Source organism: Alteromonas sp. C1M14 (assembly GCF_018860965.1).
GTDB lineage: Bacteria > Pseudomonadota > Gammaproteobacteria > Enterobacterales > Alteromonadaceae > Alteromonas.
Genome location: NZ_JAHKQF010000013.1, coordinates 147,275 through 172,357, shown reverse-complemented (window position 1 = coordinate 172,357; position 25,083 = coordinate 147,275). Strand labels below are relative to the sequence as shown.

General features: G+C 46.3%; 22 protein-coding genes. 15 read left to right on the top strand and 7 right to left on the bottom strand.

The annotated features are described in order from the left end of the window. Window positions 1-2 precede the first annotated feature (2 nt). Window positions 3-983 carry a phenylalanine--tRNA ligase subunit alpha gene (pheS, locus tag KO501_RS12030; protein ID WP_216029914.1) on the bottom strand — a complete coding sequence of 327 codons (981 nt, stop codon included), beginning with the start codon at window positions 981-983 and terminating at the stop codon, window positions 3-5. A gap of 239 nt (window positions 984-1,222) precedes the next feature. On the opposite strand from pheS, the gene KO501_RS12025 reads away from it, so the two are divergent. Then, the gene (locus tag KO501_RS12025; RefSeq protein ID WP_216029913.1) at window positions 1,223-2,047 is read left to right on the top strand and encodes a hypothetical protein; all 825 of its coding nucleotides are present in this window, start codon (window positions 1,223-1,225) and stop codon (window positions 2,045-2,047) included. Between the two features lie 155 nt (window positions 2,048-2,202). Here the strand turns inward: KO501_RS12025 and rplT are convergent, their stop codons facing one another. The 4 genes from rplT to thrS all read right to left on the bottom strand — a co-directional run bounded on the left by rplT (window position 2,203) and on the right by thrS (window position 5,434). Then, entirely contained in the window at window positions 2,203-2,559 is a 357-nt protein-coding gene (rplT, locus tag KO501_RS12020; RefSeq protein ID WP_018981377.1) for a 50S ribosomal protein L20, read from the bottom strand. 18 nt (window positions 2,560-2,577) lie between these two features. Next, window positions 2,578-2,775, bottom strand: coding sequence for a 50S ribosomal protein L35 (rpmI, locus tag KO501_RS12015; RefSeq protein WP_044056810.1), 198 nt, complete (start codon window positions 2,773-2,775; stop codon window positions 2,578-2,580). Window positions 2,776-2,891: 116 nt separating this feature from the next. Next, the gene (gene infC / locus KO501_RS12010; protein WP_216029957.1) at window positions 2,892-3,431 is read right to left on the bottom strand and encodes a translation initiation factor IF-3; all 540 of its coding nucleotides are present in this window, start codon (window positions 3,429-3,431) and stop codon (window positions 2,892-2,894) included. Between the two features lie 86 nt (window positions 3,432-3,517). Further along, window positions 3,518-5,434 (bottom strand): threonine--tRNA ligase, encoded by a 1,917-nt coding sequence (gene thrS, locus KO501_RS12005; RefSeq protein ID WP_216029912.1) that lies wholly within the window; start codon window positions 5,432-5,434, stop codon window positions 3,518-3,520. 285 nt (window positions 5,435-5,719) lie between these two features. Between thrS and KO501_RS12000 the strand changes: the two genes are divergently transcribed. From KO501_RS12000 to KO501_RS11990, 3 genes are all read left to right on the top strand, one after another. Next, a complete protein-coding gene (locus KO501_RS12000) occupies window positions 5,720-6,775 on the top strand; it encodes a DUF3080 family protein (protein WP_216029911.1) in 1,056 nt (351 codons plus the stop codon). Between the two features lie 80 nt (window positions 6,776-6,855). Next, entirely contained in the window at window positions 6,856-7,674 is an 819-nt protein-coding gene (locus tag KO501_RS11995; protein ID WP_216029910.1) for a MurR/RpiR family transcriptional regulator, read from the top strand. A 153-nt stretch (window positions 7,675-7,827) separates the two neighbouring features. Further along, complete coding sequence (locus KO501_RS11990; protein WP_216029909.1) at window positions 7,828-8,388, top strand: DUF924 family protein; 561 nt, start codon at window positions 7,828-7,830, stop codon at window positions 8,386-8,388. A 9-nt stretch (window positions 8,389-8,397) separates the two neighbouring features. Here KO501_RS11990 and KO501_RS11985 read toward each other — a convergent pair whose 3' ends face one another. Further along, window positions 8,398-8,793, bottom strand: a complete 396-nt coding sequence (locus KO501_RS11985) for a rhodanese-like domain-containing protein (protein ID WP_216029908.1) — start codon at window positions 8,791-8,793, stop codon at window positions 8,398-8,400. 134 nt (window positions 8,794-8,927) lie between these two features. Between KO501_RS11985 and KO501_RS11980 the strand changes: the two genes are divergently transcribed. The 10 genes from KO501_RS11980 (at window position 8,928) to KO501_RS11935 (ending at window position 22,335) form a co-directional block, all read left to right on the top strand. After that, entirely contained in the window at window positions 8,928-10,163 is a 1,236-nt protein-coding gene (locus tag KO501_RS11980; protein ID WP_252728382.1) for an amidase, read from the top strand. Further along, on the top strand, window positions 10,160-11,761 hold the full coding sequence (locus KO501_RS11975) for a gamma-glutamyltransferase (protein WP_216029907.1): 1,602 nt from the start codon (window positions 10,160-10,162) through the stop codon (window positions 11,759-11,761). Before KO501_RS11980 ends, KO501_RS11975 begins: the two co-directional genes overlap by 4 nt. Continuing rightward, a complete protein-coding gene (locus KO501_RS11970) occupies window positions 11,761-12,579 on the top strand; it encodes a sulfite exporter TauE/SafE family protein (RefSeq protein ID WP_216029906.1) in 819 nt (272 codons plus the stop codon). Before KO501_RS11975 ends, KO501_RS11970 begins: the two co-directional genes overlap by 1 nt. An 8-nt stretch (window positions 12,580-12,587) precedes the next feature. Further along, on the top strand, window positions 12,588-13,814 hold the full coding sequence (locus KO501_RS11965) for an alanine--glyoxylate aminotransferase family protein (protein ID WP_216029905.1): 1,227 nt from the start codon (window positions 12,588-12,590) through the stop codon (window positions 13,812-13,814). Beyond that, complete coding sequence (locus tag KO501_RS11960) at window positions 13,807-15,036, top strand: allantoate amidohydrolase (protein ID WP_216029904.1); 1,230 nt, start codon at window positions 13,807-13,809, stop codon at window positions 15,034-15,036. Before KO501_RS11965 ends, KO501_RS11960 begins: the two co-directional genes overlap by 8 nt. Before the next feature lie 14 nt (window positions 15,037-15,050). Continuing rightward, complete coding sequence (locus KO501_RS11955; protein WP_216029903.1) at window positions 15,051-15,419, top strand: hypothetical protein; 369 nt, start codon at window positions 15,051-15,053, stop codon at window positions 15,417-15,419. A gap of 339 nt (window positions 15,420-15,758) precedes the next feature. Next, window positions 15,759-17,129, top strand: coding sequence for an adenosine deaminase (locus tag KO501_RS11950; RefSeq protein ID WP_216029902.1), 1,371 nt, complete (start codon window positions 15,759-15,761; stop codon window positions 17,127-17,129). Beyond that, window positions 17,129-18,508: a nucleobase:cation symporter-2 family protein gene (locus KO501_RS11945; protein ID WP_216029901.1), complete on the top strand. Its 1,380-nt coding sequence runs from the start codon at window positions 17,129-17,131 to the stop codon at window positions 18,506-18,508. Before KO501_RS11950 ends, KO501_RS11945 begins: the two co-directional genes overlap by 1 nt. A 269-nt stretch (window positions 18,509-18,777) precedes the next feature. Beyond that, window positions 18,778-21,204, top strand: a complete 2,427-nt coding sequence (locus KO501_RS11940; RefSeq protein WP_216029900.1) for a TonB-dependent receptor — start codon at window positions 18,778-18,780, stop codon at window positions 21,202-21,204. Between the two features lie 63 nt (window positions 21,205-21,267). Next, window positions 21,268-22,335 carry a purine nucleoside permease gene (locus KO501_RS11935; protein ID WP_354667829.1) on the top strand — a complete coding sequence of 356 codons (1,068 nt, stop codon included), beginning with the start codon at window positions 21,268-21,270 and terminating at the stop codon, window positions 22,333-22,335. 50 nt (window positions 22,336-22,385) lie between these two features. On the opposite strand, the gene KO501_RS11930 is transcribed toward KO501_RS11935, so the two are convergent. Next, window positions 22,386-23,384: an adenosine deaminase gene (locus tag KO501_RS11930; protein WP_216029898.1), complete on the bottom strand. Its 999-nt coding sequence runs from the start codon at window positions 23,382-23,384 to the stop codon at window positions 22,386-22,388. 361 nt (window positions 23,385-23,745) lie between these two features. Here KO501_RS11930 and KO501_RS11925 point away from each other — a divergent pair, with 361 nt between their 5' ends. Further along, entirely contained in the window at window positions 23,746-25,077 is a 1,332-nt protein-coding gene (locus KO501_RS11925; protein ID WP_216029897.1) for an NCS2 family permease, read from the top strand. Window positions 25,078-25,083 lie beyond the last annotated feature (6 nt).

The window sequence follows — 25,083 nt, the reverse complement described above, 5'->3', positions numbered from 1 at the left end:
CCTTAGTTAAACTGCTTCAAAAAACGAAGGTCGTTTTCAAAAAATGCGCGTAGGTCAGTTACGCCATAGCGCAACATGGTAAGACGCTCTACGCCCATACCAAAGGCAAAGCCGGTAAACTCTTCAGGGTCGATATTGACGGCTTTAAGCACATTAGGATGTACCATTCCGCAACCCAACACCTCTAGCCACTTTCCGTCTTTACGCTTCACATCCACTTCTGCAGACGGCTCGGTAAAGGGGAAATAAGACGGGCGAAAACGCACTTCTAAGGATTCTTCGAAGAAATGTTCAAGAAAATCATGAAGTATGCCCTTAAGTTCGCTAAAGCTCACATTACGATCCACCATCAAACCTTCCACCTGATGGAACATGGGGGTATGAGTTTGGTCGTAATCGTTACGATAAACACGCCCAGGAGAAATAATACGCAAGGGTGGCTTTTCTACTTCCATGGTGCGAATTTGTACACCGGATGTTTGGGTACGCAACATCACATCAGGATTAAAGTAAAAGGTGTCGTGATCGGCTCGCGCGGGGTGATTCGCTGGAATATTCAGCGCATCAAAATTATGGAAACTGTCTTCTACTTCAGGGCCAGTTTTTGATACGAATCCCAACTGACCGAAAAATTGTTCTATACGATTGATAGTACGGGTGACAGGATGCAAGTTGCCCGGTAATTCACCACGACCGGGTAAAGACACATCTACGGCTTCTTCGGCCAGCTTGGCGTTAAGCTCTGCACTGCGAAGTGCATCACCTTTAGCACCGATTAGCTGCTGAATTTGTTGTTTAGCCTGATTGATCTTCTGGCCCGCGGCTGGACGTTCTTCCGCAGACAGCTTACCTAACCCCTTTAATAAGTCGGTTAGCTTGCCTTTCTTCCCCATGAATTCTACTCTGACCTGGTCGAGAGTCGCTACATCTTGTGCAGCGTCAATCTGGCCTTTGGCCTGATTGATAATAGCGTCAAGCTCCATGTTTTCCTCAATTCACATGATGACTGCATGGCCAACAAGATTGCATCTGCATTTGTTCCCGATGGCTAGCCTGAAATAAAGGCAATAGTTTACACGACAGGCAGTGATGAGGGCTACCTTATATCTCTGATATTGACCAATTTTCTTTGTCTTTTTATACAATTTGCAATCTTATTGCTATCTCGCTGCCCTTATGTCATTTTTTGTTCATCTAACGTGACAGCAATGGGTAACCTGTAATGCGCCACATTTTGATCGTTTTATACACTCTTTTACTGACCTCATGTGCAACCTATGTGCCTAGCAACCCATGGCTTATGGTGGACGATTTTGAACACACGGATTTGCAAGGTTGGTACCTTAAAGACCCCCAAAATAACACCCAGCCCTTTATCCCTAGCCCGCAAGTCACACAATTAGTTTACCAAGACGAAAACCAGTCTTTGTTAAAAAAACCGGCAAAAGATGGCGTAGTGGGAAATCGTAAGGCCCTGACATTTAAAGCCCTTCCCCAACCTATTGCGGTGGGAGAAATCGCGACCTTATACACACGAATAAACGTTCAAAGCTTTCCCAACAACCATGCTTTTGGGGTAAGTAACCTGATGCCAAAAGAGATTGTGGATCAAGGATATGATGCCTTTGAAGCCACCTTAAGAGTCACCGATAAACATGAATCTGACGGCTACAAAAATGACGGCACGTTAATGGTAAAAGTGGACAGTGATCACACGTATCGCCAATACGCCAACATTCACAATCCAAATACAAAGGTCGACGGGAAACCCTTGCTACCGGGTATATGGTATGAAATATGGTATGTGGTCAATAACAAAACTCAGGGCCAAGGGGGGCAAGTGTACGACGTTTATGTTAAAGGCGGCGAATTTGAACAGCAAACCCGGGTTTATCAACACGCTGATTTTAGGATGAAGCGAGCGTTACCGCTGATATACTTTCTAGCAAATTGTAATACGGGTCCCCTTAAACAGCCTTATGGAAACGGCGGCCTGTATTATGACGACATCTTTATGAGTAAGGGATTAAACCTGACAACACCGTGATAAAGGTGGTAAGCGGTAAAGGCCAATAGTCGTTAGCCCTAGTTAAACCCGATGAACAAGTTTACTCGCAGAAATTCTAGCGGATTTAGAACGAAAAACGGCGAGCATCCTGCTCGCCGTTTCCCGAAAGAACTTAAACTTAATTTGTTAAAAAATTAAGCTAACGCGCCTTTAGCCGCTTCGACTAATGCGCTGAATGCTACCTTGTCATGTACTGCGATGTCGGCAAGGATCTTACGATCGATTTCAACAGACGCTTTCTTCAAACCGTTGATAAAACGGCTGTAAGACATGCCATTTTGACGAGCCGCAGCATTGATACGTGCAATCCACAATTGACGGAATTGACGCTTACGCTGACGACGGTCACGATATGCATATTGACCAGCTTTAGTTACGGCCTGTACCGCTACGCGATAAACACGTGAACGAGCACCGTAATAACCTTTTGCCTGCTTGAGGACTTTTTTGTGACGAGCACGTGCGATTGTGCCGCGTTTTACTCTAGCCATTAATCAGTCTCCTAAGTCTTAAACGTAAGGCAACATGCGCTGAACCAATTTGGTATCAGAATCATGAACCAGTTTTTTGCCACGTAAGTGACGTTTACGCTTAGTACTCTTCTTCGTCAAAATGTGACGTAAGTGAGACTGTTTGCTTTTAAAGCGGCCAGAACCCGTTTTCTTAAAACGTTTGGCGGCACCGCTTACAGTTTTCATTTTAGGCATTGCTAAAACTCCGCATTGTTTAATATCGACGTTCAGCGTGCAGCACTGTTCATCGGCTAATGTTTGGAAGCAGGGTGTTTCAAAGGTGCAGATTCTTTGAAAACTTTAGACCACTACTACCTCTTGATTGGGGCAAGCACCATGATCATCTGGCGGCCTTCCACACGACGTGGGAAAGACTCACACGTGGCAATGTCTTCTAATTCCGCTTTAACACGGTTTAGTAATTCAATGCCGATCTCTTGGTGGGCCATTTCACGTCCGCGAAAACGGATCGTTACCTTGGCCTTATCCCCACTTTCTAGAAAGCGACGCAGGTTGCGCAGTTTTACCTGGTAATCGCCTTCATCAGTGCCAGGGCGAAATTTAATCTCCTTGACCTGAATTTGCTTCTGTTTTTTCTTTTGCTCTTTTTGAGCTTTACTTTTTTCAAAGAGGAATTTGCCGTAGTCCATCACTTTACAGACCGGCGGCTCAGCATTAGGACTAATTTCTACCAGATCGAGACTTGCTTCTGCTGCTGACTGCATTGCCTCCGCTAGGGAAACGATACCAACTTGCTCACCTTCTTTGCCGATAAGACGTACTTCACGAGCACGGATTTCATCATTAATGCGGGCTTTGTCGCCCTGAGCCTTATTATTAGCGCCTTTAATGTGCTATTCCTCCAAAAATTAATAACGAACACTTGCCTGTTTCTCATGCAGGCAAGTATTAGAATAAGTTGCTGAGTATACCCTAATTACTTAATGGTTTTCTCGGCAATTTCCTTCTGTGCCAGTTCTATGAACGTTTCCACAGACATTGTGCCTAAATCATCGCCACGGCGAGAACGAACAGCCACTTGGCCTGCTTCGACTTCTTTATCGCCACAAACTAACATATAAGGAACACGCTTTAACGTGTGCTCGCGGATTTTAAAGCCTATCTTCTCATTTCTCAAGTCAGACTTTGCTCTAAATCCACTTTTTTGCAATTTTTGTACAGTTTCATGTACATAATCGGCCTGATTGTCAGTGATATTCATCACTACCATCTGCTGAGGGGCTAACCATAGTGGGAAGAACCCAGCAAATTCTTCAGTGAGTATGCCGATAAATCGCTCTAATGATCCTAACACAGCGCGGTGAATCATGACGGGAACTTTACGTTCACCGTCTTCTGCCACATAAGTTGACCCTAAACGGCCTGGCATGGAGAAATCAAGCTGTACTGTCCCGCACTGCCATGCTCGATCTAAGCAATCGTGCAGGGTAAATTCGATTTTAGGCCCGTAGAATGCGCCCTCGCCCGGCAAATAACTAAATTCAATATTTTTCTGATTTAGTGCTTCTGCCAACGCGGCTTCAGATTTATCCCAAATTTCATCACTACCTACGCGGTTTTCAGGTCGCGTTGATAGTTTGACAACGATTTTTTCAAAACCAAACGTATTGTAGGCGTCGTAGACCATGTCGATACAACTACCGACTTCATCAAGGATCTGTTCTTCGGTACAAAATACGTGAGCATCATCTTGGGTAAAGCCACGTACGCGCATGAGTCCGTGCAAGCCACCTGATGGTTCATTACGGTGACAACAGCCAAATTCAGCCATACGAAGTGGCAGGTCGCGGTAAGACTTTAAGCCTTGATTAAATATTTGCACGTGACCTGGGCAGTTCATGGGTTTGATGGCATATTCACGTTTTTCTGATTCAGTGGTGAACATGGCATCGCCAAATTTATCCCAGTGACCCGACTTTTCCCACAACGAGCGGTCCATCATTAATGGGCCTTTTACTTCGCCGTAATCGTACTCACGCAATTTACCACGGATAAACGATTCTAATTCTGTGTAAATAGACCAACCGTCGCTGTGCCAAAATACCATGCCTGGCGCTTCGTCTTGGAAGTGAAATAAATCGAGGGCTTTACCTATTTTTCTATGGTCACGCTTTTCTGCTTCTTCTAAACGTTGCAAATACGCTTTTAATTGCTTTTTGTCTGCCCATGCCGTGCCGTAAATGCGTTGCAGCATTTTGTTATCGCTGTTTCCGCGCCAATAGGCACCCGCCACCTTCATTAATTTAAAGTGATGACAGAACTTCATGTTGGGTACATGAGGACCGCGACACATATCAATGTATTCTTCGTGATGATACAAGCCGGGTTGGGAATCTTTAGGAATGTTCTCGTCGAGAATTTCCATCTTGTAGGTTTCGCCCCGTGCTTCAAAGGTATCTCTGGCTTCTTGCCAGCTGACGTTTTTCTTCACTACGCCATAGTTTGTTTTCGCCAACTCTAGCATGCGTTTTTCTAACTTTTGCAAGTCTTCCTGAGTAAGACTGTGCTCCATATCCACATCGTAGTAAAAGCCGTTATCGATAACTGGACCTATGGCCATTTTTGCATCGGGCCAAAGTTGTTTGATAGCATGGCCGATTAAGTGTGCACAGCTATGACGGATAATCTCCAGCCCATCGCTATCTTTAGCGGTAATGATTTGCAACGAAGCGTCTTGGTCAATGGGATCACACGCATCTACCAGCTCACCGTTGACGCGACCGGCGATGGTGGCTTTCGCTAAGCCCGGACCAATATCAGCGGCAACATCAAGTACAGAAACGGTAGAATCGAAAGCGCGTTGGCTTCCGTCAGGAAGGGTAATTACAGGCATGAGTTATCCTTACAGTGGTGACGCCTACTCTGCGCCACTTGCGAAAAAATGTTAAAAACAACCTTTAAAAGGGCTGAACTAGAGAATACAGATGCCTACTTGCATCTGTTAAAGAGCAAAGAATTATAACGACTTACGCTCAGTGTGCAATGCTCTATTGCAGAGAGAAACCACAATTGTATATCCATCAATGGTGTTTATGAACAGACAAGGCCGGTTTACATGAAACTTTTCATACCGTTTTCCTACCGGCCTAGTAACACATTAAGGGGCAGCAGTTCTTCCATGCATAGTCAACGTCCATTCCCCCAGCTTATCTCGTGGTTACTGCTGTTTAGTGCGCTAATACTTACCGGTTGCGTATTCTCTTTATCCGTTGATGATGATTTGGATGAGTACGCCACCCGCTTGTCCCGCGTGCTTGATACTCCGTTAACCATGCCTTCCCCCTTACCTCCCCATGCCTATCCGGCGCGGCAAACCTTAATCAATAACATCGACAGTATTACCATCGATTTAAACGATTTTTACGCGCTGCGTTCTTGTCAGCTGTCCACCCTCGTCGCTGAACGCAACACCGGGTTAGGCAAGCAACAACAAGAAGCGGCCCGTTGGGCCTACGAAACGGACGTTATCAACGCACTTGATAATTGCGCTCAACAACTAAGCAACAAGCAGTCTGATCTGGCTGAGCAAATGGGCATATGGAGACAACAAAAATTAGACCAACGTCACGCCATGTGGGCAAATCTGATTCAGCTTAGTGAGGAAACCCGTTTGGCGTTTTCCCAAAGCCCACACTTACTAAAAGCACAAAATAATCCTGATGCCCGGGCCAGTATTACCGCATTATCTTATTTATCAACGTTACCTGACGCCCCGTTGCCGGACGGAAAAGAACGGTTTTCACTGCATGAATTAAACAACCAACTTAAAATTATTTCATCGGCCCGGTTACCGGCTAAAATTTGGCGAACCCAGCGCTTACTCACCCAGGGCCTGTCCTCGCTAACAGCACAACTACGTGCGCCACTTGCCGGCCTCTCTTGCCCCGATGGACGGGCATCCGAACAGGCAGAAATTGTTCGTAATGTATTTTATCTGTTTTTTATCGAAAAAATTCAGCCTGTGGCCAGTGTACTGAATCAGTACCATTATCAGTTACAACCTATTTGGCACACCTTGTTGTCTTCACCTGATATTGCCCCCACCTTTAAACAGTATATAAAAGCGAACACCGAGGATGACTTTCGTGCCTATGAGCACGCCATACGTGAACATGTCGCCCTTTGGCAGGACACCCTCAGACGGTGTAATTTGTCTCCGCAAAAAAGCGGGTAGTCGAGGTTTTCCTGCCGGATAGTTGGCAGACAGGCAGAATTCCTTTACCTTTGGTACAGAACATTTTAAGAGTATCTGATATGGCTATGCGTAATGATTTATTGGGGTTAATAGAGCAGCACTATCCGTCATTGCCGCCCTCAGCACGCCAGATTGCCAACTATCTGCAACAACACCCTATTGCGATTGTCAGTAAAACCACCGCAGAAATCGCCAAAACCACCCAAACGTCTAAAGCCACCGTCAGTCGTTTTTTTCGCCAATTGGGGTTTACCTCCCATCAAGATGCCAAAGACACGATTTTGGCCATGCGAGAAAAAGGCTTGCCGGTTTCCTTAGATGATGAAGAAGTAAACCACTTTCAAAAAGAACTGCGGAATATGTCGCTAACTTATGAAGGGTTAAAAACGTCTGCTGTTAGCGATGTGGTTGATTTACTTGCACATTCAGAAAGGATCACCCTCATAGGCTATCGCAATGCGTACCCCCTAGCGCTTCACTTTCGCCAACAATTGAAACAAGTCAGAAGTACGGTAAGGCTGTTACCACAGCCCGGTCAAACATTAGGGGAAGATCTGGTAGATATCCCTTCGAACGAAGTGGTGGTGTTACTCGGCTTTAGACGCCGTACCAAACTATTTAAACGTATTATCAATGTATTGCAAAATCACACAACCATCCTTATTACCGACCCTACCGGGCAAATATACAATCAAAAAGTGGATCACTTATTAGTTTGTCATCCAGGCCAAACCCTCGCCTTCGACAGCTACGCGGCTCCTATGAGTCTGATCTCTTTTCTCGCCAATAAAGTATTTGAAAGGCTCGGAGATAAAGCGGCCAACCGTGCTGCCTATATTTCAAAAATGTACGACGATTTGGGAGAGCTGGAACCTTAGCTTGCCCTTAATGTCTTACATCTAATGACAATAAACTGAAAATAAAACAGTCATACTTATTGATTACTTTTTGACCTTTATGCCAGTATGGTAAGCTTGCTTTCCTTCTTTTACCGGCATGCATGGCAACAAGAAGTGATTTACAGGAGCGTTATGCAACAAGAAATTATACCTCTTGAAGAGGCATCAAGTGTACTGGCATTCTGGTTTGCAGAATTGGATGCAGAACAATGGTTTAAAGCTGATGATGGCGTCGATAACCTAATTCGATCACGTTTTAACAAAACCCATGCCGCTGCGGCCCAGTCTGAATTGTGGCCTTGGCGTGTTACCCCCGAAGGCCGCTTAGCTGAAATCATTGTGCTTGATCAGTTTTCACGAAATATTTATCGCAATGACATGCGTGCCTTTGCTTGTGACAATATGGCCTTGGCCCTTGCCCAAGAAGCCCTCAGATTGGAAGTTGACCGCGCATTAACCAATACCCAAAAGGCATTTCTCTTTATGCCTTTTATGCATTCAGAGTCGTTGGTTATTCACGATACGGCACTGGAGTTGTTTAACGTCAACGGACTGGAAACCCAATTTCGTCATGAGATAGAGCATCGGGATATCCTGTTACGCTTTGGCCGTTACCCTACCCGCAATGAAGCCCTCGGACGGGTCTCCAGCGAAGATGAAGAACGTTATTTACGAGAGCTTGGCAATCGCTAATGGAGTGAATTAGCGGTGGTGAGGTTCTACCGGCAACCCCGCTTTTTTCCACGCATTAAACCCTCCTTCTACATGTACAACATCATCAAAGCCCATATCCATCAAGGTAACAGTGGCTAAGGCTGAGCGCCAACCAGATTGGCAATAGAGGACGAAGCGTTTGCCCCCACCAAACACTGGCTTAAAATAAGGGCTTTCAGGGTCAACCCAAAATTCAAGCATACCTCTAGGGGCATGGACCGCGCCGGGGATCATGCCTTCTCTTTCGAGTTCTCGAATATCCCGTAAATCGATTAAAACAACGTTAGCATCGTATACCGAATCATTGGCTAAAAGCGGCGATAATGCAGTCACCCGCTTTTCTGCTTCTTCAAGCAGCGTTCTAAACCCTTTACGTAATGGCATCACGTTACTCCAACTCGTTGATGAAAAAACCACCCTACTGCACTTGGTCATTTGTTCACAAATTCATAACATAAATGCTCGGTATTATAAGACGTTAAGCTGCTACTAAATTAACCGTTTCACTTGACATCTTCATGAAACAATTGTTTCATGAAGATACTTCATCTCGAAAGTTCCCTATTGTGAATACCACAAATAACCCGTTTATGGCTTTACCCATAAAGCCTGACTGGCTGGATAACTATCCTGCTGAGTCACCAAATTTGCCGCTCAGCGGCTTACGCTTGGCAGTGAAAGACCTCTTTCACATTGCTGGTCTCCCCACATCTGCGGGCAACCCAGATTGGTTATCAAGCCATCCTACGCCCCAGCAGACGTCGTCAGTGGTCACGGCTCTTTTAGATAATGGGGCAAGTTTTGTGGGTAAGACCATCACCGATGAAATCGCTTATAGTTTAAATGGGCAAAATATTCATTACGGCATGCCACAAAACCCCCGAGCACTTCAACGGTTACCTGGGGGCTCTAGTTCAGGCTCGGCAGTTGCTGTATCAATGGGGCTAGCCGACATCGGGTTGGGTACCGATACCGGCGGTTCCATTCGAGTTCCTGCGAGTTATCAGGGATTATATGGTCTGCGACCAACCCATGGTCTTATTAGCACTGACAATATGGTGCCATTAGCGCCGTCTTTCGACACCATTGGCGCATTAACTCGGGATCTCACTACCTTACATAACGTGATGGACTGCTTATTGCCTGACAGTGAAATGCCAAGGTCGCTCCCCTTGTGCGTGGTAAATAATCTAATCGATGAAGCCGCCCATGCCGAAGGACTAGGTCATCACCTGAATTTGTGGCAGACATCTCCCCAGGTGGCGTTTGTCAGCCCCATCTCTATTGATACAAATACATGGCAATTAAATGCCACGTTTCGGATTTTGCAGGGCGCTGAAATATGGCAACAGCACGGACAATGGATCCGTTCTGCTGACCCTCACATCGCTCCGGATATCGCCCAGCGCTTACACGACTGTGCCACCTACACCGATGCGCAAATTCACGTGGCCCAAAAACAACGTGAACAATTTGTTCAATGGTTTTCAACCTTAGTCGGCGACAAAATTCTCGTTATACCCACAACACCAGGCATCAGCCCGCTAATATCCACACCCGCAGAGGATTTAGCAGATTATCGCAACCGCTTGCTGTCTTTGACGGCACTAGCCGGACTAAGCGGCTGTCCTCAATTACACTTGCCAACACATTTGTTGCACGGTGCACCTTGTGGCATTTCTCTCATAGGCCCGAAAGGGAGTGACCGCTTGTTACTGCACACGGCCCAATATTTAGGAACACCTAATCAATGAAAAAAAACAATATGATTGGTTTTACCGCCCCCCATTACGCCGCCTCCCAAGTGGGTAATGCCATCTTAGAAAAAGGGGGCACAGCCATCGAAGCTATGGTAGCCGCCGCTGCGTCCATTGCCGTGGAATACCCCCATATGAATGGATTAGGTGGCGATGGATTTTGGCTCATCAGTGAACCAGGAAAAGCGCCGGTGGGAATTGATGCTGCCGGAGTAGCAGGAAAAAACGCCACACCGGATTTCTATGCCAATGACGATGCCATTCCTAGCCGCGGCGGTAAAGCGGCGCTTACCATGGCAGGTGCGGTCTCCGGATGGATAGAAGCGCTAAAAATCAGTGACTCATGGCAAAAGTCTCTTCCTTTAACGACCTTGCTAGATACGGCAATTAATCAAGCCAATTGGGGCATAGAAGTCACCCAAAGTTTAAGCGACGCCAGTTTTAAGACTTTCGATGATCTACACAGCGGCCCAGGTTTCGAGCAGTTTTTAATTAAAGAAAAACCACTGAAAAAAGGCAAAGTTGTCAAACTTCCCGCATTAGCGGCAACGTTAAAACATCTAGCCAATGCTGGATTAGAAGATTTTTATTTAGGCGAGACCGCCGACAAGCTTGCCGCCGATTTAGCTGCAGCCGGCTCACCGATTTGTGGTCAAGATTTTAGCGATTATCAGGCGAAAATTGTTACGCCCTTATCGGTAACGACCAGCAAAGGCACGCTATATAATTTACCTGCGCCCACTCAGGGCATTGCTTCGTTACTTATTTTGGCCCTTTACGACAAAGTGTGGCAACAAGGAAGTAGCGATACCGACATGGTGCACCTGTTAATTGAATGCACTAAACAGGCATTTTTAAAACGTAATCGTTTTGTCACCGATCCCAGTCGAATACAAACCGATCTGCGACAACTGTTAACCGACAGCAGTTTAGCAGAAATGGCGAAGGCGGTTGATCTTCAACAAGCCATGCCTTGGCCTCAGCCAGCGGCACACGGCGACACCATATGGATGGGTGCCTGTGATGCAGAAGGTAGAATGGTGAGTTACATTCAGTCGCTGTACTGGGAATTTGGCAGCGGTATCGTCAGCCCTTCCACCGGCATCGTGTGGAATAACCGCGGCACGTCCTTTTCACTGGATGCATCGAGTAATCAATACCTGCAACCTGGGCTCACGCCGTTTCATACACTCAACCCTGCATTCGCAGAATTGCACGATGGTAGACGCATCAGCTACGGCACCATGGGCGGCGAAGGGCAACCACAAACTCAAGCGGCGCTCTTCGCCCGTCATGTCTATCACCAACAACCGCTGGATAAATCCATTGCTTTGGGAAGATGGTTACTTGGCCGCACATGGGGAGACGTCAGTCATAACCTCAAAGTTGAACGGGATCTGCACGATTATGTAGGTGCTGGTCTTGCGCAAAAAGGTCATGATTTGGTGGTGGTAGAGGCCTGTAACGAATTGATGGGGCATGCCGGTGCTGTGATCAGCGCAAACGGTGAGGTAAGCGCAGCAACCGATCCAAGAAGTGACGGCAAAGCCATTGTCGGCTATTCCACCGACGGCATAACAGGAGTGGAAAAATAATGACTTTTATTGCAGAAAACATTGGCATTATTTTGGCCATGATGGGAACCGGCGTGTTTGCCGGTATTTTAGCTGGGTTGCTGGGCGTAGGTGGAGGTATTGTTATCGTTCCTGTGCTCTTTTTCCTGTTTCAAGCTCTAGGGATCAGCGCTAACACCGCCATGGTGGTAGCCACAGCCACCTCGCTAGCCACCATTGTCCCTACCTCAGTGAGCTCCATTTTGGCCCACAACAAAAAAGGAAATGTGGATTTTGCCCTATTAAAATACTGGGCACCGTTTATTTTGCTCGGTGTACTCATTGGCAGTTATTTAGTAACACAAGTGGAAGGCAAATGGCTCACCCTCTTGTTCGGTGTTATCGCTACGTTATCGGCTATCAATATGCTGGTAGGTAAAAAAAGCGCCATTTCAGAAACCTTACCTAGCAAAGGTGGGCAAGGCATTATGGCCACTTGTATTGGTTTTTTCAGCAGCATGGTCGGTATTGGCGGTGGCACACTCACCGTGCCCACCCTCACCTTTTGTAACTACCCGGCACATCGGGCGGTAGGCACAGCGGCCGCTGTGGGGCTTATTATTTCCCTGCCCGCCGCTTTAACCATGTTGCTACTTGGCCAGCGTCCAAGTGACGCCCCCTACGCCACCTTCGGTCTGGTCAATTTACTGGGATTTGTCTGTATCGTGCCGCTCACGGTACTGTTCGCGCCAATCGGCGCTTCAATCGCCAATCGACTGAATGCCACAATGCTTAAAAAGGTATTTGCCGTCGTCCTCATCATTACCGGCTTGCGCATGTTAGCGCAGTCGCTTATCTAGGAATTTACATGAAACCTTTGACCCTTCCTCCTCGCCTTTTGATGGGCCCTGGCCCAATAAACTGCTATCCACGTGTACTCCAGTCCATGTCGACACAATTGGTCGGTCAGTATGATCCGGTGATGACCGATTATATGAACGAAGTCATGGCCCTTTATCGCAAGGTATTTAATACTCAGAACAAACAAACTCTTCTTATCGATGGTACCTCTCGGGCGGGTATCGAAGCCGTACTGGTCTCTTGCATAGAGCCCGGAGATAAAGTTTTAGTTCCGGTATTTGGGCGCTTTGGTCATCTGCTAGCAGAAATTGCTGAACGGGCAGGCGCAGCAGTACACACCATAGAGGTACCATGGGGGGAAGTATTCAAACCCGAGCAAATCGAAGCGGCAATTAAAGACGTCCGCCCTAAGTTGCTAGCTATCGTGCAAGGCGATACCTCTACCACCATGCTACAACCGCTGGAAGATTTGGGCGAAATATGTCAACGCCACGATGTGTTGTTTTATTCCGATGCCACGGCTTCTATTGGCGGCAACCCGTTTGAAACAGATAAATGGGGGCTAGATGCGGTTTCCGTTGGCTTACAAAAATGCCTTGGCGGACCAAGTGGTAGTGCCCCTGTTACCCTCAGCGAAAAATACGTTGAACGGGTACGTCGTCGTCATCATGTTGAAGCGGGTATTCGTGACGCCCATCACGAAGATGCTGCTGGAAGCCGGATCCGTTCCAATTATTTCGACTTACCCATGATCATGGATTACTGGGGAGAAGAACGACTAAACCACCACACCGAAGCCGCTTCTATGCTGTTTTGTGCCAGAGAGTGTGCCATTACGTTACTAGAAGAAGGGCAGCAACAGGTTATTCAGCGCCATCAATTAGCGGGTAATGCGATGTTGGCAGGTATACAAGCCATGTCATTAACACCTTTTGGCGATATAAATCACAAAATGACAAATGTGGTGGGCGTGGAAATTCCTAATGAGGTTGATGGCGAAGCCATACGACAAAGCCTGTTGAACCAGTTCAATATTGAAATAGGCACCAGTTTCGGCCCCCTAAAAGGGCGTATTTGGCGTATCGGTACCATGGGCTATAACGCCAGACAGGATGCCGTACTCCATACGCTGCAGTCTTTAGAAACCGCATTGCGCCGAGCAGGTATGTCATTACCTCAGGGCGAGGCCGTAGACGCGGCCATGGATGTGTATGCAGGGCACACTCATGATTGATTTCAATACCCTTGCTCAACTGGTTATGGCAAGGCTTGAAGAACTCGGCAATATTAGCCAGCACCCGGATTACTTGGATCGCCGTTACCTCACTACCGAACATAAACAAGCGAATCGTTTAGTGGCCGGTTGGATGGGTGATGCAGGTATGATCACCTGGCAAGATGAAGCGGGTAACCTTTGGGGTCGCTATGAATGTCTCGATCCCGATGCCCCTCGTTTCATTATGGGAAGCCACCTCGATACGGTACCTAACGGCGGTAAATACGACGGCATGTTAGGTGTTGTTGCGCCTATATCATTAATTCATGTATTAAAGGGGACTCGCACGCCCTTACCCTTTCATTTAGATATTGTCGGCTTTGGCGATGAAGAAGGCACCCGTTTTGGTTCCACTTTATTAGGCAGTAAAGCCCTGACCGGACAATGGCCCGATGCATGGGCCAAGATGAAAGACGAAAATGGCATGAGCTTACCCGACGCCATGCAGCAGTTCGGTTTGTCCTACGAAAAAGTGGATAAAGCAGCCATCACTGATAGCCGTGTACTGGGTTATCTTGAACTTCACATAGAACAGGGCCCAGTGTTAGAGCGAGAACGGGTGCCTGTGGGTGTGGTTAGTGCCATTGCCGGCGCCCGTCGTTTCGAAATAACGGTTACAGGAATGGCAGGCCATGCTGGCACTGTCCCTATGACCATGCGCCAAGACGCTCTCGCCACCAGCAGTGAAATGATCCTTGCGGTAGAGCAGATGGCACAAGAACACAATGTGGTCGCCACGGTGGGCAAAATTGAAAACAAACCTAATGGGGTGAACGTTATTTCAGGGCTAACTCGCTTTTCACTGGATATACGCAGTGAAAATGATGTTCAACGAGATGCCGCTATGGAACAAATCATGCATCGTTTCACACAGATAGCGGCGCGTAGGAATGTCTCACTGAATATAGAACAAACCCATGAAGCGCCAGCGGTGCAATGTGATCATCGGTTACAAAGCATGCTGAAAACCGCCATCAATGAATGCGGTATTCCCGCTTATACGCTTCCATCAGGTGCCGGCCACGATGCCATGGCCATGGCCGTATTGTGCCCGGTGGCAATGATGTTTTTACGCTGTGACCGTGGCATCAGCCATCACCCTGCAGAAGCAATTAAAACAGAAGATGTGGCTGTGGCTTTAGCATCCTTGCACGCCACCATAAAACATCTCGCAACATAACCGCGGAGGTAACAGTGAAAATAAAACGGATCTATCACGATGACGAAGGAAAAAGTCACTTTGGCGAAGTGGACATCCCACTTAGTGACGGCGGCCCTATAGGTTTGCTATCCGAACGGTTCGACGCCGGCACGGTGATATTTAGAGAAACCCCAGCGGACTATGATTTCAAATGGCACCCTGCCCCTGCACGACAATTGCTCTTTATTTTAAAAGGTCGTGCTGAATTTACCGTTTCAACCAAAGAACGCCACGTGTTCGGTGCCGGTGATGTTTTGTTACTTGAAGACACTGAAGGCGAAGGACATTGCAGTCGCGCAATGTACAACGAAGTTAGACACTCGATATTTGTCACACTGCCGGATCACGTGACATTCAGCTAAGCTGACATCGTTACAAACTGCCCTAACATTGCTGCCGTAGATACTTCAAGATTATCCATCCTTTTCTACGGCGGCAACTCACCATTACTGGGCAAGGTCACCATAAAAGTGCAGCATATTCTATGCCCCGTCGACCTGCACTAAGCCTCCCTCACCCCAAGCTAAACAATTATATTCAATTCAGTAAGTTAGATTTATTTCAACACATTGACTAAGTGGTCATGATTTTGCTTTAACTTTGGTATTCTTGTTCTCAATATCAGTGAAGCCAATTTGTATTTACGCACCCTAATAACACTACTACTTTTAACGTTTTCTTCGATTAGTTCAGCATCGGACATGGCAGGCTGGTTTCGTACCTTTAAGCAAACCGCTTCACCCCAAGCCTTATATAATTTTCTCCATGCTTTACCTAAAGGTGGCGATCTACACCATCACCTAACTGGATCTGCATTCAGCGAATGGTGGTGGGCGTTGGCAACGGATACAAAAATCAATGGCGGCTACACGTATTACACTCGCACCAAACTAACCTTGTGTGATGGCCTTGAAACCGACCCTTACAGTCCTAAAGCCCCTTTTTTATTGTTTAGAACCATTCAAGCCTCTACTTTTAAGGCGCTGCCAGCATGCGAACAAGCCGGATATGTCCCCCTGTCAGACCTCTCTCCATCGCAAAAAAACAGTTTTCTTAATAGTTTACGTTTAGACAAAGACGGCGAAGGCCGCACCGTATTTTTTGAACAACATTGGCAGCGGTTAAACGAGCTAACTCGCAATCCTTATTTAACAGGTCAGTTGTTGATTAAGAACATGCAAGCTTACGCCGAAGAACATGTGTCCTACTTAGAAACCCAAGTGAATGTTCATCATATGCTTAAACCTGACGGCACCGCCTTTAGTGCAGATGACGCTCTGAATATTTTGCGACAGGCCGTTAATAGTCAAGAAGGAAAAGACACCGGTGTAACTGTAAAATTTCAGTACGCTATTTTGCGCTTTTTACCTAATGCTGAAGAGACGTTAAGACAAATTTATCAATTTGTGGATGCCAATCGGGATATTTATGTAGGTATCAATTTTGTCGGTCGAGAGGATAACGATAAAGGTCATCCACTGCGGTTTTTATCTGTGCTTAGGGAACTTCGTCATGCTTACCCTAAGATTTCTCTTGCTATACATGCCGGCGAAGTAGATGAACCCAATGAACATGTGCGCAATACACTGCTGCTAGGTGCCGATAGAATTGGACATGGCATAAATACCATTACCGATCCTGACACCCTTTTGCTTATGCGTCATGGCCCTTACCTTATCGAAATTAACCTTATTTCTAATTTGCTGTTGGAATACGTGGATTCTTATCAGCAACATCCTTTTGGAGAATACTTGCGCTTAGGGATCCCAGTGGCTTTATCTACTGATGATCGGGGGATGTGGGACTCTACCTTAACAGATGAATTTTACGTTGCCGTTACCCAGTTTAACCTGTCATGGCAAGAACTTCGGTTGCTGGCTGAAAATGCGATTGCTTATAGTTTTCTTCCTCCGCAACAAAAGCAACAACAACTCACCCAACTTAGCGCCCAATTAGATAAGTTTGAAGCCAATGCGCCCAACACTGACTTTGCAGGCCCAATGCCCACATTGCATCAATTTATTTGCCGGTTTGATGCCCATTTATGTGGTAAAAACAAGACGAGAAACTGATGTCTGAAAAAACCGAACTCCTTTACGGACTCAATGACACTCCCAGCTTTTTAAAAAGTACCACGGCGGCCTTTCAACACGTACTAGCTAGCTTTGTGGGTGTAGTTACGCCCACCCTAATTATTGCAGGGGCCCTTGATCTTACCGCTCAAATTCCTTTTTTGGTCAGTATGGCTTTATTCGTTTCCGGTCTTGGCACCTTTATACAAACTAAGAAAATTGGTCCGGTGGGCAGTGGGCTTGTGGCTATCCAAGGCACCAGTTTTGCCTTTGTTAGCGCCCTGATTTTAGCCGGTACAAGTGTACGCTCAAAAGGGGGCACAGACGCCGATGTCATGGCTATGTTACTCGGGCTATCCATGGCAGGGGCCGTGGTTGAGATCATCTTAAGTTTGTTTATCGACAAAATAAAACATCTACTTAATCCCGTGACCACCGGAATTGTTATTACCGCTATTGGTTTGTCGCTGATAGAGGTTGGCATGACGGATCTGGCCGGCGGATTTGGCGCGTCAGATTTTGGTAGCCTAGATCATGTGGGGTTAGGATTATCGGTATTACTGGTAATCATCTTACTTAATGCCTCAAGCAATTACTGGTTGAGATTAAGTGCGATTTTTATAGGCATGGCATTAGGCACCGCGTATGTCGGGTTAACCAGTGGGATTACTTTCTCTCATCTTGCCAATTTACCGGTATTTTCGCTGCCTTCTCCCCTCGCCTTCGGTCTTGATTTTGATTTAGCCTTGTTTATTCCCGTGGCGCTTATTTACTGCTTTAGCGCCATCGAAACTGCCGGCGATCTCACCGCCAACAGCTTATTTTGCAAAGAACCCATCACCGGTCCGGTTTACCTGAAACGTATAAAAGGCGGTATTCTCGGAGATGGGGTTAACTCGGTTATCGCAGCACTGTTTAATACCTTTCCGAATACCACATTTGGCCAAAATAACGGGGTAATACAACTAACCGGTATTGCCAGCAGGCGAGTCGGTATATTCATTGGTATTTTTTATATTTTTTTAGGGGTATTTCCCTTGGTGGGAGGGCTTTTACAAGCCGTTCCTAAAGCCGTATTAGGGGGCGCCACATTGGTCATGTTCGCGATGGTAGCGGTAGGAGGGTTAAAGATTTTAACCCATCAGCCTTTGGATCGCCGTACTAGCTTAATTGCCGCGTCCTCCTTTGGCATGAGCATGGGGGTGATGATGGTACCTGACATTTTGTCTCAGATGCCCCCGTGGCTGGCTAACATTTTCGCCTCCCCGGTAACCATGGCCGGTGTTACCGCCGTATTGCTAGATATTATTTTACCCACCCCGCCAACGGAGGCCCCGACCCCTGCCACAGCCTTGCCCGCTTCCAACACCAATTCGTAACCCACCGTCGTTCAAAAAAGAAACAACGGTGCAATGGCCATTCCAATGCGCACCAATTAGGTGCGCCATTTATATAAAAAACTTTACGCAATCTTTACCATTTTGTTAACAATACTGGTTTAGAAAAATTAAATATTAAATACAGCAACTTACAACTCTGTAAAAGCCTGACCAAACGGACAACTTTCTGGCACTGATTGTGCTATTCCACCTAGGAATGCACAAAAACGCCCGCCCAAAGAGGCAAATAATTAAAACAGAGGACAAACATGAAACACACACGATTTGCGGTTTCACCGCTAGCCAGAGCCATTACCTTTGGCCTGGTGTTTGCACCTGCGGCTGTCTTGGCCCAGGAAGCTGATTCACCAAGTGAAGAAGAAATAGAAAAAATCGAAGTTACAGGTTCACTGGGTAGTCTTCCAGGTCAAGATGTTGAAGCTGTGTTTGGTTTCGGGAAGTCGATTCTCGAAACACCTCGATCTGCCTCAACGATCAGTGACGAACAAATGTCGCGATTTAACGTCTCAGATATTGACGAACTGGTGGCGTTTGCACCGGGTACATTTACCCAGTCATTCTTTGGTGTGGCGGGCTCTCTTGATATTCGAGGCAACCCTGGAGAAACCTATTTCCGTGGTGTCAAGCGGTTGGATAACCCGGGTAACTACCCCACGCCTATTGGTGCTTCTAGTCGTATCGATATTGTACGGGGTCCAGCATCTCCAATTTACGGGCCGTCTAAAATTGGGGGTTACCTCAACTTTAACCCAAAATCTGCTAGAGCTTCCTCGGGCCAGTATCTTGATGAGCCAACTGGCGCATTATCCTATACCCACGGCTCTTGGGATAAAAGCGTACTTACCGCTGAAGTAGGTGGACCTGCCACTGTTGCGGGTAAAGAAATGGGGTACTATATTTACGGCGAGGTGGAAAACTCAGGCAGCTATTATGAAAATTCCGCCACTGATCAATCTATCTTACAAGCCTCATTTAATATTGATATCTCTGACAACCTGCGCATTGAATTTGGTGGTATGTACCACAAGTACGATGGTAATCAGGTGGCCGGTTGGAACCGCTTGACCCAAGAGTTGGTGGATAACGGCACCTACATTACAGGTACGGCGCAACCTCTCGATACCGATGGCGACGGCTTAATCTCCCACGATGAATATGGCGCGGTAGACCTTGGTGGTCAAAGTGAGTTTAACTTTTATGTACCTGCTGCGGCATTTACTGACGCCGAAGCCACTCCGCTTATGGCCCTTGAAAATGTGGGTACGACCACATTAAGTGGTTCACAAACGCTGGTAGCACCGGAAGACCGCCTAGAGAACGAAGCCAATACCCTATACTTCGATGTGATTTACTACACAGAAAACTGGGAGATTAAAAACCAGTTATTTTACGATGGGTACGATAACATCAATGAAAATGCCTACGGATTTTCTCAGTTTCATGATAGCTGGGTAGTAGAGGACAAACTGGTATTTGCCACCGAAATGGATATCGATTCGTTATTTGCCCAAATCCAGATTTCTCCGTCTATTCGTTACACTGACTTTTTACACGGCGACGATTTTACCTACGAGTACTTTAACCGTCGTGACCTCACCATGCCATCATCAGCATTGGACAAGCGTCAGTTATCCACACAAATAGGCTATAACTTTGACAACTATGATGAAGGTAATTATTTGGATCTAGGCCTAGCGGTCATGACCGATCTTACCTGGGAAAACGGTATTAATTTAGTCCTTGGTGCCCGTTACGATACCATCGACATTGAAAGTACATCCCGTGCCGATCTTTTATTAGGTGCTGATGGTACTGAAGCTCCGATTACCGACAGCGAACGGGTTGGCGGATGGTCGTGGAACGCCAGTTTCTCTTATAAAACCCCATGGGGACTTATTCCCTATGTCACACGTTCTCGCCAAGCTACAGTTATAGCAGGGCAAGGTGCTGAAATCCCAGTAAGTACGTTAAACGCCAGTGATGCCACCGCTTTTGATGACTCTAACTTGCTAGAATTTGGTATTAAGGGCTCATTCCTCGATGAAAGCCTCTACTTCGCGCTCGCCCATTACGAGTCGGACAGAACCACTTACAGTGCACAAAACACGGTGACCAATGGTGTTACTGATAATAGCGGTACCGAATTTGAGCTACGCTGGGCGGTAAACCAAAGTTTAGTACTTACCGCAGGCTATTCTTATAACAAAACAATTAATGTTACCTCTTTGAATGATGGCTCCCAATTTGGCTTCTTTGGTCTTGAAGATATGGTCAACTTGGAAGACAAATCCTTGGTGTTAGGTGGTAACGTCATTGGTTTGAATTTGGTAGGGCCCGGTACATCTAACCCTGAAGGGAAAAAAGCCGGTATACCTGAGAACATTTATACCTTCACCGCCACCTACGATTTCCAAAACGGTTATGCTTCAAGCATTAGTGTGATTGACGTAGATTCAACCTTCTCCAGCTTCTCAGGCTCGGTGACCCTACCGTCATACACCTTAATAAACGCGGGTCTTTCTTATCAGGCCGAAGATTGGAGCGTTAACATGACAGTGAAGAACCTTACTGACGAACGCTATTTTAGAGCTAACTTCTCTGACTTGTTTGGAAGCCAGATTGTTTTGCCAGAACTACCCCGTCACTTCAACGTAAAATTTGATTATAAATTTTAAGTTGAAATGATACGTCTACGGCATGCATCAGCATGCCGTTTTTTTATTTCTAAGGAGAAAAATGTGAAAAAAAGTGTATGGCTACTTGCGCCGCTTTTCTTGCTGTTAGGCAGCGTCAGTGCAATGGCCAAGGATGCACCGTTAAAAGTCAAAGCGGTTATCGTTACCATGTTTGAAATTGGTGAAGATGAAGGGGACAAAGCCGGTGAGTTTCAAATGTGGAAAGAACGCTACGGCCTCGATACCCGATACCCCTTTCCTCAGTCTTTTCATGATATTTATGCCAATAAAGAAAAAGGTGTATTGGCCATCGTAACCGGTATGGGAACCGCTAAATCCTCCTCAGCCATTATGGCTTTAGGCTTAGATCCTCGCTTCGATTTAACCCAAGCGTACTGGTTGGTGGCCGGTATTGCAGGTATGGATCCCAATGACGGAACGGTGGGCTCCGCAGTTTGGGCCCGTTATTTGGTGGACGGCGATCTTGCGCATCAAATAGATGCCCGTGAAATTCCCGAATCTTGGCCCACGGGCTACTTCCCCCTTTTCGCCCATGAACCTAAAACCCAAAAAACCGATGAAGCGCCAAAAGCGTTAAATGGCGAAATGTACACATTGAATACTGGTCTTAGCGAATGGGCCTACCAACAGACTAAATCTCTCAAGTTAATGGACACCGATGCCATGGCGGCGTTACGGGCAAAATACACCGACTACCCGAAAGCACAAGCCGCCCCCACTGTAATGATGGGCGACCATTTAGCCGCATCCACCTTCTGGCATGGCAAAATGTTGAATGACTGGGCCAACCACTGGGTATCTTACTGGACCCACGGGAAAGGAAACTTTGTCACTTCAGGCATGGAAGATACGGGGAGTTATCAATCGATGATTTATTTAGATCGTGCCGGAAAAGCCGATAAAGATAGATTTATGGTATTGCGAACTGCCAGCAACTTTACCATGCAGCCTGCAGGACTTACCGCTGCCGAAAACCTCAAAGCGGAAAGTTCGGGAGCCGGTTACGCCGGTATGGTGCCGTCTTTGGAAGCTGCCTATTTGGTAGGAAGCACAGTAATAGAAGAACTTTTAGCCCACTGGGATCAATACGAGGCCACACCGCCAAAATAACACACGAAATTCGTCCGGTACTGTTGTACCGGACACCTTTTCGCTACACGTTAAATTTCATCCACCTGAGCCAGCCATTTTTGTTTGTCACCGTCAGGCAAAAAGCTAGCTTTAAAACTGTTTTTTACTAATTGTCGACACTGCTGCTCAGTCATACCTAGGGCCGTTTCTAAAGCCATAAAATTTTCGTTTAAAAAGCCGCCAAAATAAGTTGGATCATCAGAATTTACCGTCACCAACAAGCCATCTTCCAATAAATCAAGGATATTATGGGCCGCCATATCCTCTATGACTTTCAACTTGAGGTTACTTAAGGGGCAAACGGTAAGTGGAATTTGCCGATGCTTAATTAACGCCATAAGCTCTTTGTCTTCGGCACAACGCACGCCGTGATCAATACGATCAATACCTAACAGGTTAATGGCCTGCCAAATATAATCAGGCGGACCCTCTTCACCAGCATGGGCCACCACTTTAAAACCAATAGCACGAGCCTGACTAAATACCCGTTCAAATTTCTCTGGCGGGTTTCCTAATTCTGAACTGTCTAAACCTACCGCATCGATAATGTCATACCAGGGCTCGGCATCCTGCAAAGTCTGAATAGCATCGGCCTCACTGAGATGGCGAAGAAACGACATAATTAAACGTACGCTTACCCCCCAGTCAGTTTTTGCCTCAGTGATTGCACGCAAAAAACCTGTCATAAAGACGTCAAATGCCACTCCCCGGTGAGTATGGGTTTGGGGATCAAACATGATCTCGGTATGCACAATGTTGTTTTCTTTACAGCGCAGCAAGTAGGCTTTCATCAGTTGATAAAAGTCGTCTTCTTCCCTGAGAACATCGGCCCCCGCGTAATAGAGATCTAAAAAGCTCTGTAGATCAGAAAACTGATAAGCCGTTTCAATTTCAGCCACCGACTGAAAAGGTAATTGAATACCGTGTTTTTGCGCCAGCTCCCACATAAGTGTGGGTGATAAAGTACCTTCTATGTGCAGATGTAACTCTGCTTTTGGTAGCGCTTTTATTAGCGTTGTCAGCGCCATAATTTTACTCCTTTGTCGGTGTTGGCCTATAAGTAACCAAACACCAAACTATTTTATTATTGGTAAGGCTTTTTTGCACCAGCTTAATACAAGCTAACTAAAATAGTGCATTTTACGCAATTCCCCTTGCCTCTTACAGCGTCTTTGCACTGCTGATTTGTCATGAATTCATTGCATAAGTTTATGTAATTAGAGACACTTTCTCTTCCGTCATTGGAAAATCTCTTTTTAAATCAATAACCATAATACACCTAATTTTGTATCAAGCTGAATTAAAAGCATAAATCACACCATTGTTGACTACATGGTCAGGTTATTGCTTTAGGTACGACAATATGAACTATTCATCCAGAGAGAACTCATGTCATATGCGCTATTAGATCGTTTGTTTAAGTTGCAAGCAAACGGAACCTCGGTGAAATCTGAAATCATCGCGGGAATGACCACCTTCGCAGCAATGTCCTATATTCTAGTGGTTAACCCAGGCATTCTCGGGTTAAGTGGTATGCCCGTAGCCGGTCTTATTACTGTTACCGCCTTAGCAGCATGCTTAGGTAGCCTTTTGATGGCGATAATGACCAATTATCCGGTAGCCTTAGCACCAGGCATGGGCTTAAATGCTTTTTTCACATTTACCATTTGTATGGGTCGTGAAGTGCCATGGGATGCGGCATTAGGTATTGTGTTTTGGAATGGCGTGTTGTTTTTGTTACTCACCTTAACCGGTGTTAGGACTAAAATAGCTGAATCTGTACCGCCCTCGTTAAAAGTAGGGGTACAGTGTGGTATTGGTTTATTCATTGCTTTTATCGGCCTTAAAAATGCAGGGTTAGTGGTGGATAACCCCGCCACCTTCGTAAGTTTGGGTGATTTATCCGATCCCGCTGTATTATTAGCCTTTGCCGGAATATTGCTAACCATTGTGGTGGTTATGCGGAACATCACCGGCGGCATTCTTTTATCCATTATTGTTCTTTCAATAATTGGGGCCTTTATTCCCATTGAAAATGGATTTCTTACGCAACATCCCGATTCAGTTTTTGGCCTACCCGATCCTATTTCAGATACCTTTTTTGCCATGGATATCTGGTATCCCATCGAACATTTCTCTCAAACATGGGACCTCATTTTCGCACTTATGTTCGTTAATATGTTTGATACCATCGGCACCCTTATTGGTGTTTCCCGCCGTGCAAACCTATTAAATGACGAAGGGCGATTACCTAAAATAGGTAGTGCCATGACCGCTGACGCATCGGCAAGTGTGGTGGGTGCAGCACTCGGTACGTCTCCGGTTACCAGTTATGTGGAATCTGCCGCAGGTGTGTCCGCCGGCGGTCGCACTGGGCTTACTGCCATTGTCACTGCCCTATGCTTTTTGTTTGCCCTATTTCTCACACCATTAATGAAGGTGATCCCTTTGATGGCCACCACACCGGCTCTCATCATGGTGGGTATTTTGATGATGGATTCTATACGGCAACTGGATTTTGATGATTTAGGGGCGCTGGCTACCGCCTCAGTAGCCTTGTTAGCGATGCCGCTAACCTTTAGCATCAGTGAAGGTATTGCCCTTGGCTTTATCACGTATGTGGTCACCATGGCTGGTAGTGGCCGCTACAAACAAGTTAGCAAACTCACCTATGTGTTAGCACTGGTCTTTTTACTTCGCTATATCTTTAACCTCAAATAATAAAAA

What these genes read in the sequence shown, in the direction of transcription:
- pheS (WP_216029914.1), bottom strand. Translation starts at nt 983, where the DNA reads ATGGAGCTTGACGCTATTATCAATCAGGCCAAAGGCCAGATTGACGCT.
- KO501_RS12025 (WP_216029913.1), top strand. Translation starts at nt 1,223, where the DNA reads ATGCGCCACATTTTGATCGTTTTATACACTCTTTTACTGACCTCATGT.
- rplT (WP_018981377.1), bottom strand. Translation starts at nt 2,559, where the DNA reads ATGGCTAGAGTAAAACGCGGCACAATCGCACGTGCTCGTCACAAAAAA.
- rpmI (WP_044056810.1), bottom strand. Translation starts at nt 2,775, where the DNA reads ATGCCTAAAATGAAAACTGTAAGCGGTGCCGCCAAACGTTTTAAGAAA.
- thrS (WP_216029912.1), bottom strand. Translation starts at nt 5,434, where the DNA reads ATGCCTGTAATTACCCTTCCTGACGGAAGCCAACGCGCTTTCGATTCT.
- KO501_RS12000 (WP_216029911.1), top strand. Translation starts at nt 5,720, where the DNA reads ATGCATAGTCAACGTCCATTCCCCCAGCTTATCTCGTGGTTACTGCTG.
- KO501_RS11995 (WP_216029910.1), top strand. Translation starts at nt 6,856, where the DNA reads ATGGCTATGCGTAATGATTTATTGGGGTTAATAGAGCAGCACTATCCG.
- KO501_RS11990 (WP_216029909.1), top strand. Translation starts at nt 7,828, where the DNA reads ATGCAACAAGAAATTATACCTCTTGAAGAGGCATCAAGTGTACTGGCA.
- KO501_RS11985 (WP_216029908.1), bottom strand. Translation starts at nt 8,793, where the DNA reads ATGCCATTACGTAAAGGGTTTAGAACGCTGCTTGAAGAAGCAGAAAAG.
- KO501_RS11980 (WP_252728382.1), top strand. Translation starts at nt 8,928, where the DNA reads ATGAAACAATTGTTTCATGAAGATACTTCATCTCGAAAGTTCCCTATT.
- KO501_RS11975 (WP_216029907.1), top strand. Translation starts at nt 10,160, where the DNA reads ATGAAAAAAAACAATATGATTGGTTTTACCGCCCCCCATTACGCCGCC.
- KO501_RS11970 (WP_216029906.1), top strand. Translation starts at nt 11,761, where the DNA reads ATGACTTTTATTGCAGAAAACATTGGCATTATTTTGGCCATGATGGGA.
- KO501_RS11965 (WP_216029905.1), top strand. Translation starts at nt 12,588, where the DNA reads ATGAAACCTTTGACCCTTCCTCCTCGCCTTTTGATGGGCCCTGGCCCA.
- KO501_RS11960 (WP_216029904.1), top strand. Translation starts at nt 13,807, where the DNA reads ATGATTGATTTCAATACCCTTGCTCAACTGGTTATGGCAAGGCTTGAA.
- KO501_RS11950 (WP_216029902.1), top strand. Translation starts at nt 15,759, where the DNA reads ATGGCAGGCTGGTTTCGTACCTTTAAGCAAACCGCTTCACCCCAAGCC.
- KO501_RS11945 (WP_216029901.1), top strand. Translation starts at nt 17,129, where the DNA reads ATGTCTGAAAAAACCGAACTCCTTTACGGACTCAATGACACTCCCAGC.
- KO501_RS11940 (WP_216029900.1), top strand. Translation starts at nt 18,778, where the DNA reads ATGAAACACACACGATTTGCGGTTTCACCGCTAGCCAGAGCCATTACC.
- KO501_RS11930 (WP_216029898.1), bottom strand. Translation starts at nt 23,384, where the DNA reads ATGGCGCTGACAACGCTAATAAAAGCGCTACCAAAAGCAGAGTTACAT.
- KO501_RS11925 (WP_216029897.1), top strand. Translation starts at nt 23,746, where the DNA reads ATGTCATATGCGCTATTAGATCGTTTGTTTAAGTTGCAAGCAAACGGA.